Raw genomic sequence first — 11,301 nt, 5'->3', positions numbered from 1 at the left:
AAACTCGTTAGAAAAGCTTCTAACGAGTTCTTTTTTATTCAATACTGAAAACTACTTTTTCAGTCTGTTCTTTTAGTTCTTCCAGATTGGTATTATTGTAAATGATACAATCTGCTATTTTAATTTTATCCCTTTCAGGCATCTGTTTTTCCATGACAGCTTCTACCTCGCGATAGGTTTTGTTATCCCTGTCCATTACTCTTTTAATTCTGATATTATCCTCAGCAGTTACTAAAAGAGATTTATAACATTGTCTGTTAAGTTTCAATTCAAACAATAAAGCTGTTTCTTTAAAAACTAAATATTTGCTTTGTTTCTTTACCCAGTTTTCAAAATCAATTCTTACAGCGGGGTGGATGATCTCATTCAATTGCTGAAGCAGATCTCTGTTATTAAAAACCTGATCAGCCACAAATTTTCTGTCATACAACCCGTTTTCATCATAAGATTCTTCACCAAGAAGTTCCTTGATTTTTATTTTCAGGTCTTCACTCTCATTGACAATGGCTTTGGCTCTGTCATCGGAATAATAAACCGGAAAACCGAATTCCTCTATAAAGCGCGCTACTGTGGTTTTTCCTGAACCTATTCCTCCTGTTAAACCAATGATCTTGGGTGCTGGTTCCGGCTCTGTCTGTTGTGTTTCTGAATGTAATTCTTCCATGATTAAAAATTAATATCCAAAAACATCATTAAAGCTAAACGTCTCATCAAGTCTCACTCCTTTTTCGGTCATTTTAAGACTTGCCAGCTCGTTGTGGGCATCATGCTCAAAGAATAATAAATATTCGTTGTCTACACACTGCTTCAGGAACTTTGCTTTCTCTTCCATTGTGAGAAGAGGCCTGGTATCATATCCCATCACATACACCGGGTTGATATGTCCAGCTGTAGGAATAAGGTCCGCTGCAAAAACAACAGTTTTTTCCTGATACTGGATAACCGGAAGCATTTGTTTTTCTGTATGTCCGTCTACGAAGATAACGTCCATTTTAAGATCAGGAGCAAAACCATAGTTTCCTGTAGTAGGAAGTGGCAAAAAGTTAAGTTGCCCGCTTTCCTGCATTGGCATAATGTTTTCCTTCAGGAAGCTTGCTTTTTCTCGTGCATTAGGCTCTGTTGCCCATTGCCAGTGATTTTCATTTGTCCAGAAATTGGCATTTTTAAAGGCAGGTCTGTACCCGGTTTTATCATCATTCCATTCTATCGCTCCACCACAGTGATCGAAGTGAAGGTGAGTAAGGAATACATCCGTAATATCCTCCTTTATAAAGCCGTATTTTTTAAGATTTTTATCAAGAGTATCATCTCCCCAAAGAGAGTAGTGACCGAAGAATTTATCATCCTGTTTGTTACCAAGACCGCAGTCTACCAGGATTAGTTTTTTTCCATCTTCAATAAGCAGAGAACGTGTCCCCAGCTCGATCAGGTTTTTTTCGTCTGCTGGGTTTGTTTTTTCCCACAGACTCTTCGGGACGACTCCGAACATAGCACCGCCGTCCAGTTTAAATTTTCCACATTGTATTGGATATAACTTCATATGTATATTTTGATTATTTCTTTATTAATTTCATTTTCTCCGCAATCTTTCTCGCATTATCATCAGATTGTTCAAGTTGAGTAATGATGTTGTTAAAATCATTCTCTTTTCTGTTCTGAGAAAGTTTTTGTTTGATAAATATTTCGGTTGGAATAACTTTAATCCCAAAAGCACCTTTCATTTCCTTTTCTACAAATTCTTTTCCCATGTCTTTCACCATCATTGGACATTGCTGAAAACTTTCATATTTGGACGTTAATTTATCCAAATGCGCATACAGTTCATCATGATTCATTATTTCAACTTTTCCATAAATCTGTACGGCCTCATAATTCCAGGTGGAAACATTGATATGATCATACCAGCTGCTGGATATATAAGTATGGGACCCTAAGAAGTCACAAAGAACTTCATCACCATTTTTTAAGGCTTTGGCCTGGGGATTTGCTCTTGAAATATGAGTTTCAATATAGGCATTTTGAGGATCATCTTCATTAAGCATCATCATAGAATGGGTAGCCCGTATCTTATCGACGGAAGAAATCAGTAAAGCAAAAGAATTTTCTTTGATGATCTTTCGCATCACATCAAAATCTTCACTTCTATATAATTTGGGTATAAACATAAACTAATCAATTCTCATTAACCTTAACCTTAACCTTAAACTTTGAACTCAAAACTTTGAATTAAAATAGCTCTCCCGGATTTTTAGGTCTTGTAATATTCAAATGTTTGTAAGCTTTGTCAGTAACTTCTCGTCCTCTCGGAGTACGGATAATAAACCCTTCCTGAATCAGAAACGGTTCATACACTTCTTCCAGTGTTTCCGGATTTTCAGCAATAGATGTTGCCAGGGCAGAAATACCAACCGGTTTTCCTTTAAAGTTTTCAATCATGACACGCATGATCTTATTATCCATTTCATCCAGACCAAATTCATCCACATTTAAAGAGTCCAAAGCATATTTTGTAATCTTGATTTCAATTTCACCATTCCCTTTGATCTCAGCGAAATCTCGCACTCTTCTTAATAATGCATTCGCAATCCTTGGTGTTCCACGGCTTCTTCTCGCAATTTCGATCGCTGCATCTTCATAAATAACTACGCCTAAAACCCTTGCACTTCTTTGAATAATCATAGACAAAAGCTCAATAGAGTAGTATTCCAGTCTGCTTTGAATTCCGAATCGGGCAAGCATTGGCTTTGTAAGCATACCACTTCTTGTTGTAGCACCTACGAGAGTAAAAGGATTCAGTCCTATCTGTACACTTCTTGCATTAGGACCTGTTTCCAGCATGATATCAATCTTGTAATCCTCCATTGCAGAATACAGGTATTCCTCTACTACAGGAGAAAGACGGTGAATCTCATCAATGAAAAGAACATCATTTTCTTCCAGATTGGTCAATAAACCAGCTAAACTTCCGGGTTTATCCAATACAGGACCCGAAGTAACCTTACAGTTTACCCCAAGTTCATTAGCGATAATATTGGCTAAAGTCGTTTTACCAAGCCCCGGTGGACCATGCAATAAAACATGATCTAGTGCTCCGCCACGTCTTTTCGCAGCGGTAACAAAAACCTCAAGGTTCTCCAGCGTCTTTCTCTGTCCCGCAAAATCTTTAAAGCTCTGGGGACGGATCTGTTCTTCCTGCATCAGCTCCTCTCGTGAGTAGTTTTCCTTATCTGGATGTAAAAAATCTGGCATTAATTCATTTCATTTACTTCAAAGATAGCAAATTTCGACTAAGGTTTAAGCTGAGATTGAGAAAACGTTGAGATTGATAGAGAGGTTTAAGCCCCGGCTGAAAATGAGAACAGCTAAGATTTAAATAATTGGGATATTTTAAGTATTTTTGAGAGGAGAAATTATTAATGAAAATTAATAAAATTTTCAATGTTTAGAAAAGAGTACTGATATAAAATTGAGTCAGCTTGAATCTAAACAATGCATTAACTTTAAACTAATGAAATTAATAGGACCATTTAAGCAGGTGGTAACGCTTGCTAACTTACCATTAAGAGGAAAACTTTCCGATGAGCAGCTGGAAATTATTGTAGACGGAGGAATTGTAGTAGATCAGAATACCATCCGGAAAGTTGGAAATTTTGAAACATTAAAAACAGAAAATCCTACCATAGAAATCGAACAGATTGAAGGAGAACAGGTTGTTCTTCCTGCTTTTGTAGATTCACATACCCACATTTGTTTCGGAGGAAACCGTGCGAATGACTTTGCCATGCGTAATGCAGGAAAAACCTATCTGGAAATTGCAGAAAGCGGTGGTGGAATCTGGAGTTCCGTGCAGCATACAAGAAATGCTTCAGAAGAAGAATTGTTAAAAACTTTAGGAGAAAGAATCAACTTTTTGGTTGATCTCGGAATTACCACCATTGAAGTGAAGAGTGGTTACGGTCTGGATGTGGAAAACGAGCTGAAAATGCTTAGAATTATTAAAAAAGCGCAGAATGTAACCAAAGCCACTTTAGTTCCAACCTGTCTTTCAGCCCACTTAAAACCAAGAGATTTTGAAGGAAGCAATCCCGAATATCTGGAATATATCATCACCGAAATTTTACCAAAAGTAAAAGAAGAAGAACTGGCAAACAGAGTAGATATCTTTATTGAAAAGTCTGCTTTTCAGCCGGAAGAAAGTAAAGAATTCTTACTTAAAGCAAAAGAATTAGGCTTTGAAATTACGGTTCACGCAGATCAGTTTACCCCTGGAAGTTCAAGAATTGCTGTAGAAGTAGGAGCGAAATCTGCAGATCATTTGGAAGCAACAATAGATGAAGATATTCAGTTTCTGGCAGAATCTGATACGGTGGCAACAGCCCTTCCGGGAGCGAGCCTTGGACTAGGTGAGAAATTTACTCCGGCAAGAAAATTATTGGATGCAGGCGCTATTGTAGCCATTGCAAGTGACTGGAATCCGGGATCTGCCCCAATGGGAAATTTAATTACCCAGGCATCAATTTTAGCTACTTTCCAGAAACTAACTACAGCTGAAGTTTTGGCAGGGATGACTTTCCGTGCTGCTTATGCATTGAACCTTGAAGACAGAGGACAATTGGAAGCAGGGAAAAAAGCAGATTTTGTCACTTTTAAAACCAACAACTTCCAGAATGTACTTTACAATCAGGGAAGCTTGAACGCAGAACATGTGTACATTGATGGTAGTCAGATTTAAAATTATAAATTAACCATACTTTGTTATTGAATGAGAAGATCATAACTATTTCATTCAATGACATACAATAGGCAAATGACTGAATAATGAGTAATATTTGGCAAGGCAGATTGGACGGAGAAGAACTTCTCTATCACAGATTATTTCAGAGAGTAAAAGAAGAACGTAATTACGACAATATTTCTACAGGAGATTTTGCATTGCATGGTTTTGCTGTAGATGAAGGAGTAAGGAGAAATAAAGGCCGTCAGGGAGCGAAAGATGCTCCGGATGTGATCAGGAAAAATATGTCTAATTTTCCGGTAATTCTTCCTGACTTTTCAATGCTTGACTTTGGGAATCTTACCTGTGAGGATGGTAATCTTGAAAATACCCAGAATAATCTTGCCAAAAATGTCTCAAAAGTACTTTTGAAAGGAGGAAAATCTCTTGTTTTGGGTGGAGGTCATGAGGTAACTTACGCTCATTATCTAGGTGTTAAAACAGCCTTTCCGGAACAAAAAATTGGCATTATTAATATCGATGCTCATTTTGATAACAGACAGCCGGAAAATGGAGTAGGACCAAGCTCAGGAACCGGATTCTGGCAGATTGCTCAGGAAGGTCCTATCAATTCTTTACATATTGGAATTCAGAGAAACTCCAATACTTTGAAACTTTTTGATACGGCTCATCAGTATGGGATGAAATATATCCTGGCAGACGAATTATTTTTTGAAAATCTTACATCTATCTATCAACGTATTGATGAGTTGCTGGAGAGCGTAGATTATGCTTATCTTACCATTTGTATGGACGTCTTTAATGCTTCCGTGGCTCCCGGAGTCTCAGCTGCAGCATATAATGGTATCTTTGCAGATGCAGCCTTTATGCATTTTTACAGACATATCTTAAAAAATAAAAAATTGGTGGCACTGGATGTGGCAGAAGTTAACCCTTCTTTTGATATCCAGGACAGAACAGCAAGACTGGCAGCCTGTCTTGTGAATGAATGGCTAATGATGTAAGATAAAGTTATATTCTTCCGATAGAGAAAATCATTATTTTATTGACCCTTAAGGAATGGAATTTGCTCGTTTCACCGTGCTTTTAAAATAAAAGCGCTCATAAATTCATTAGCTGAATTTAAAACAGAAATTTATATTATGGAACAATTAATTGAAAGCAAGCTTATTAAAGCAGATAAAGCGTTTTCAGTGTGGAGAAAAGTGCCGTTTGAGGAAAGGCAGAAGTTAATTGCAAAAGCAGCGGAAATTTTAAAGAATAATTCGGAGAAATTTGGGAAAATAATTACTACAGAAATGAATAAACCCATTTCAGAATCTATTGCTGAAGTGGAAAAGTGTGCTTTAATGATGAATTATTATGCCACTGCTGAAAATATATTAAAACCAGAAAAAGTTGATTCAGAATTTGCTTATTCTGAAGTTCATTATGCTCCGAAAGGAGTAATCTTAGGTGTAATGCCGTGGAACTTTCCTTTTTGGCAGGTGCTGAGATTTGCTACTCCTGCAATTTTAGCTGGAAATACAATCGTTTTGAAACATGCTTCAATTTGTTTCGGAAGTGGAAATGCCATTGAAGAAGTTCTTCTGGAAGCTGGTTTTCCGGAAGGTATTTTTCAAAATCTTGAAGTAGGGCATAAAGCGGTAAAAGAAATCCTTGAACATGATGCTGTAAAAGGAGTAAGCCTTACAGGAAGTGGAAAGGCAGGAGGTGAAGTGGCTTCAATTGCTGGTTTAAATATTAAAAAATCTTTACTTGAATTAGGAGGAAGTGATGCTTTCATCATTTTTGATGATGCAGATCTTGAAGCTGCAGCAAAAGCAGGAGCAAAGTCCAGACTTCAAAACTGCGGACAAACCTGTACTGCAGCAAAAAGATTTATCATTGATGAAAAGATTGAAGATGCATTTTTACCTATATTCATTGAAGAATATAAGAAATATGAGATCGGAGATCCTTTGGATAAAGAAACCAAACTGGCAGGGATGGCAAGACCGGATCTTGCTGATGAATTGGAAGCTCAGTTCAATAGAGCATTGGAAAACGGTGCTGAAATCATTATTCCTTTAGAAAGAGTTTCTGAAAATGAATTTAAACCAGGTTTAATCAGAGTTCAGGAAGGAAATCCAATTTTAAAAGAAGAACTTTTTGGCCCTCTTGGTATGGTTATGACTGCAAAAACTAATGAAGAGGCTTTACAGATGGCCAATGATATTCCTTTTGGACTTTCCAATTCTGTATGGACTAAAGATAGAGACCGTCAGTTATTCTTCATTGAAAATCTTGAATCTGGAACAGTCAATATCAACCGTATGACAAGCTCTGATCCACGTTTTCCATTTGGAGGATCAAAAGCTTCAGGATATGGAACAGAACTATCCTTATTAGCTTTAAAAGAATTTGTGACCGCTAAGACTATTGTTGGTAACTAAATTAGGTATCATGTCATTCCGGGGAAACGAGGAATATCTGAGATTCTTCACTTCACTCCGTTTCGGTCAGAATGACAAATTACCGTTTAAAAGTTAACAGTGTACTTTTACATAATAAATAAAAACTCCCGAAAATCAATTTTCGGGAGTTTTTTTATGCTTTGACAAAAAGTAATTTTGCTTATTGCTTATTGCTTATTGCTTATTGCTTATTGCTTATTGCTTATACCGTAGTCAATCTCAATGTATTCGTTTTTCCACCTTCATATGATGGAGTAGCATTGATGTTGATTACGAAGTCTCCGGTTTCAATATAACCATAGTTGTGCGTCAGCATATTGACCTGAATGATCGTTTCGTCAGTAGACTTTTTCATATCATAGTAATAGGCATGTACACCCCAAAGAAGGTTCAGCATCGTAATTACTCTTCTGTTACCACTATATACAATGATGTGAGAGTTTGGTCTGTGTGCTGCAAGCTGGAAAGCTGTATATCCGGAATGAGTAAGGGTTACAATCGCAGAAACGTTGGTTGTTTTAGCAATTCTTACTGCTGCAAGACAAACCCTGTTTGTAATGAATCTTTCATCGATGCAGTTATAATCTTTCTCGATAGGCTCATTTTTGTGTTGGTAGAAATGAGTGGTCTCGATATTCTTTACAATTTTAGCCATGTTTTCCACAACCTGTACCGGATATCTCCCTACAGAAGTTTCTCCGGAAAGCATTACGGCATCAGCTCCATCCAATACAGAGTTCGCAACGTCATTTACTTCCGCTCTTGTTGGCGTTAAGCTGTTGATCATGGTTTCCATCATCTGGGTAGCAATAATTACCGGCTTGGAATAGAACCTTGCTTTTTCTACCAGGTTTTTCTGGATCGCAGGAACTTCTTCCATAGGAACTTCTACTCCAAGATCTCCACGTGCAACCATTAATCCGTCGCATTCAAGAAGGATTTCATCAATATTTTTAACACCTTCAGGTTTTTCAATCTTCGCAATAATAGGAGTCTTGAATTTACCGTTCGGATGGTTGGCAATTAATTCTTTCAGGTCAATAATGTCCTGTGCGTGACGTACAAAAGAAAGAGCAATCCAGTCTACCTCCATGTCAAGCATGAAATTAGCATCCTGAACATCTTTTTCTGTCAATGCAGGAAGAGAAACATTTGTATTAGGAAGATTAACTCCTTTTTTAGAACTTAACGGACCTCCCTGAATAGTTTTTGCTTTTACAGTATCTTTTTCATTGGTTTCGATAACCTCCAGCATGAGTTTCCCATCATCAATAAGGATTCTTTCCCCTACTTTTACATCCTGCGGAAACTGTTGGTACGTCATATACACCTTGGTGGAATCTCCCTCCATCTTTTCATTGGTGAAAGTAAGAATATCACCCGGATTCAGGTAAGACCCTTCTTTTACAACTCCCACTCTCAGCTTAGGTCCCTGAAGGTCTCCAAGAATTCCTACAGAATAACCATACTCATTGTTTAGCTCTCTAATTATTTCAATATTTTTTCGAACTAAGTCGTAATCTGCATGTGAAAAATTTATTCTGAAAATATCAACACCCGCTTTCATTAAATCTAACATTACCTCCTTCGACGATGAAGCAGGCCCTAGTGTTGCGATAATTTTTGTCTTCTTTAAATACTTATTCATAATACTGGATAATTTGATAAAGTTCCTCATCAGAACTCAGTGTATAATCTTGAATTGGAAACACAAGATTTTCAGGGAGCAAAATTACGGAAAAATCAGGAAACTGTTCCGAACTATGCAGAATATATTCCACATCTACCTGATTATTTAATAAAAATTTAATGTTTTCTTCTTCTGTAAAGAGTTCTGTCTGAATTTTTTTTTGTTTACTTTCAGAAGATTTATTGGAAATGAAGGTAAAACAGGTCTTCGTATACTTGTGGTAAGCTTCAAATCTTGGAAAAAAATAATCATAATAACCTCCATGAAAGACAAGATCTTTCTTCCTTGAAAAATTGAGGTTGTTGGTTTGATTTATTTTGTAGAAAAACTCGTGAGCAGGTACATCTTTGGCTAATCTTACCAATCCTATGGCAATATCTTCAAATTCTATATCATCAAGATCATAAAGTTTTTGAATTTCCAAGTATATTTTCTTTTTTGTTTAAAATATAAAATGCCCTCTGTGCTGCTTTTTCCTCTGCTTTCTTCTTGGAAGTCTCTGTTGCATTAGCAATTTTCTCGTCTCCCAGCCATACATGGCACCTGAATACGACAGATTTATTAGCCTGTATTTCCTCGCAGGTTTCGTATTTTATATTGACCTTCTTCTTTTGGCTCCATTCGAGCAGGAGACCTTTATAACTTACAATTTTGTTTTCAAGCTTATTGATCTCGGAAGGGGTCAGCAATTTTTCCAAAATAATCCTTTTGCAGGCATCATAATGGAAGTCTAAATAAACGGCACCGATTAAGGCTTCAAACAAATTTCCAGAGATATTTTCTCCCAAAGCTGATGAGCTGTTTTGCTTTTGCAAAAGGCTGGTAAGCTTGAGATCTTCTCCTAATTTATTGAGGTTTTTCCTATTAACAATCTTAGATTTCATTTGTGTCAGATATCCCTCATTGGCTTGAGGATAAGTCTGGAACAAATGACAAGAAATAATTGTACCCAAAACAGAATCTCCCAAAAATTCAAGTCTTTCGTAATTGCTGTCTTGATTTTTAGAAGAATTTTTCAAAGAAAAAGCTTCGCGGTAAAGAGCGATATTCTGTACCTCTGTACCCAAAACTTTTCTAAGCTCGGTACTGAGAAAATATTCTCTCTCCGTTAATTGTCTTTTTCTTTTTTTGAGAAGGAATTTAGAAAAGTATTTCTGTAACTCCATTCATTGAATTTAGATTTTCTTAAATAGAACGCAAGCGTTGTGCCCGCCAAATCCAAAAGTATTGCTCATGGCTACTTTTACATCTTTCTTAACAGCTGTATTGAACGTAAAGTTCAGTCGGCTGTCAATATTTTCATCATCAGTAAAATGGTTGATGGTTGGAGGAACAGTACCATGAATAATAGTTCCCAATGCAGCGATAGCTTCAATAACACCTGCAGCACCTAAAAGGTGGCCTGTCATTGATTTTGTAGAATTAATCTGAATGTCATAAGCATGCTCGCCTAATAATTTAGAAATTGCATTGGATTCTGCGATGTCTCCTAATGGAGTAGATGTACCATGCATGTTGATATGATCTACTTCATCAGCAGTTAAGCCTGCATCTTCCAAACAGTTTTTCATTACCAGATAAGCGCCAAGACCTTCAGGATGTGGAGCTGTCATGTGATGTGCATCAGCACTCAGACCTCCTCCCAGTAATTCTGCATAAATTGTAGCACCACGTTTTACAGCGTGCTCATATTCTTCAAGAACGATACATCCTGCTCCTTCTCCTAATACAAATCCATCTCTGTCTTTGTCAAAAGGTCTTGAAGCTGTTTTAGGATCATCATTTCTTGTAGAAAGTGCCATCATTGCGTTGAATCCACCGACACCACTTGCTGTAACGGCTGCTTCAGAGCCTCCGCATACAATCACGTCTGCTTTTCCTAACTGGATCAGCATTTTGGAATCAATTATAGCATTTGCTGAAGATGCACACGCAGATACAGTCGTATAGTTTGGTCCGTGGAACCCATATTCGATTGAGATATGTCCGGGAGTGATATCTGCAATCATTTTTGGGATAAAGAAAGGATTGAACCTCGGAATTTCCGTATTGGCCCATCCTAAAACTTCCGTTTCAAAAGTCTCTAATCCTCCGATTCCGGAACCCCAGATTACACCAACTCTGTTTTTATCTACATTGTCTTCAATAATGCCGGAATGCGTTACAGCTTCTCTTGCTGCAACAAGTCCCAATTGAGTATTTCTATCCATTTTTTTAGCCTCTTTCTTATCGAAATGCTGTAACGGATCGAAATTTTTTACCTCGCAAGCGAACTTTGTTTTAAAGTTTGTGGCATCAAAAAGAGTAATCGGAGCGGCACCGCTCTCACCTTTCACAAGATTTTCCCAGTATTCTTTTGCATTATTTCCTATTGGTGTTATTGCTCCAAATCCGGTTACAACTACTCTTTTTAATTCCAT

General features: G+C 37.2%; 11 protein-coding genes. 3 read left to right on the top strand and 8 right to left on the bottom strand.

Annotated features, from left to right (window positions below; translation table 11 throughout):
* Positions 1–34: 34 nt before the first annotated feature.
* The 4 genes from coaE to ruvB all read right to left on the bottom strand — a co-directional run bounded on the left by coaE (position 35) and on the right by ruvB (position 3,249).
* A complete protein-coding gene (coaE, locus tag RAH34_RS04660; protein ID WP_306595322.1) occupies positions 35–664 on the bottom strand; it encodes a dephospho-CoA kinase in 630 nt (209 codons plus the stop codon).
* A gap of 9 nt (positions 665–673) precedes the next feature.
* Positions 674–1,540 (bottom strand): MBL fold metallo-hydrolase, encoded by an 867-nt coding sequence (locus tag RAH34_RS04655; protein ID WP_306595321.1) that lies wholly within the window; start codon positions 1,538–1,540, stop codon positions 674–676.
* A 13-nt stretch (positions 1,541–1,553) separates the two neighbouring features.
* Positions 1,554–2,165: an FMN-binding negative transcriptional regulator gene (locus RAH34_RS04650; RefSeq protein ID WP_114819457.1), complete on the bottom strand. Its 612-nt coding sequence runs from the start codon at positions 2,163–2,165 to the stop codon at positions 1,554–1,556.
* Between the two features lie 61 nt (positions 2,166–2,226).
* Positions 2,227–3,249, bottom strand: a complete 1,023-nt coding sequence (gene ruvB, locus RAH34_RS04645) for a Holliday junction branch migration DNA helicase RuvB (protein WP_062675795.1) — start codon at positions 3,247–3,249, stop codon at positions 2,227–2,229.
* Between the two features lie 259 nt (positions 3,250–3,508).
* Here ruvB and hutI point away from each other — a divergent pair, with 259 nt between their 5' ends.
* The 3 genes from hutI (at position 3,509) to RAH34_RS04630 (ending at position 7,170) form a co-directional block, all read left to right on the top strand.
* A complete protein-coding gene (gene hutI, locus RAH34_RS04640) occupies positions 3,509–4,732 on the top strand; it encodes an imidazolonepropionase (RefSeq protein WP_306595320.1) in 1,224 nt (407 codons plus the stop codon).
* 86 nt (positions 4,733–4,818) lie between these two features.
* On the top strand, positions 4,819–5,739 hold the full coding sequence (hutG, locus tag RAH34_RS04635) for a formimidoylglutamase (protein ID WP_306595318.1): 921 nt from the start codon (positions 4,819–4,821) through the stop codon (positions 5,737–5,739).
* 138 nt (positions 5,740–5,877) lie between these two features.
* Positions 5,878–7,170 carry an aldehyde dehydrogenase family protein gene (locus RAH34_RS04630; RefSeq protein ID WP_306595317.1) on the top strand — a complete coding sequence of 431 codons (1,293 nt, stop codon included), beginning with the start codon at positions 5,878–5,880 and terminating at the stop codon, positions 7,168–7,170.
* 223 nt (positions 7,171–7,393) lie between these two features.
* On the opposite strand, the gene pyk is transcribed toward RAH34_RS04630, so the two are convergent.
* Genes pyk through fabF form a run of 4 tightly spaced genes read right to left on the bottom strand, consistent with a single transcriptional unit; the run spans position 7,394 to position 11,301 of the window.
* Positions 7,394–8,839 carry a pyruvate kinase gene (pyk, locus tag RAH34_RS04625; RefSeq protein WP_062675798.1) on the bottom strand — a complete coding sequence of 482 codons (1,446 nt, stop codon included), beginning with the start codon at positions 8,837–8,839 and terminating at the stop codon, positions 7,394–7,396.
* Positions 8,832–9,305 (bottom strand): IPExxxVDY family protein, encoded by a 474-nt coding sequence (locus RAH34_RS04620; protein ID WP_034693113.1) that lies wholly within the window; start codon positions 9,303–9,305, stop codon positions 8,832–8,834. Before RAH34_RS04620 ends, pyk begins: the two co-directional genes overlap by 8 nt.
* On the bottom strand, positions 9,283–10,047 hold the full coding sequence (gene rnc / locus RAH34_RS04615) for a ribonuclease III (protein WP_114819451.1): 765 nt from the start codon (positions 10,045–10,047) through the stop codon (positions 9,283–9,285). Before rnc ends, RAH34_RS04620 begins: the two co-directional genes overlap by 23 nt.
* A gap of 9 nt (positions 10,048–10,056) precedes the next feature.
* Positions 10,057–11,301, bottom strand: a complete 1,245-nt coding sequence (gene fabF, locus RAH34_RS04610; RefSeq protein ID WP_114819450.1) for a beta-ketoacyl-ACP synthase II — start codon at positions 11,299–11,301, stop codon at positions 10,057–10,059.

The organism is Chryseobacterium sp. WLY505 (assembly GCF_030846215.1).
GTDB lineage: Bacteria > Bacteroidota > Bacteroidia > Flavobacteriales > Weeksellaceae > Chryseobacterium.
Note: the sequence above shows the minus strand (reverse complement) of the source record. Positions and strands in the feature narration are given on the sequence as shown.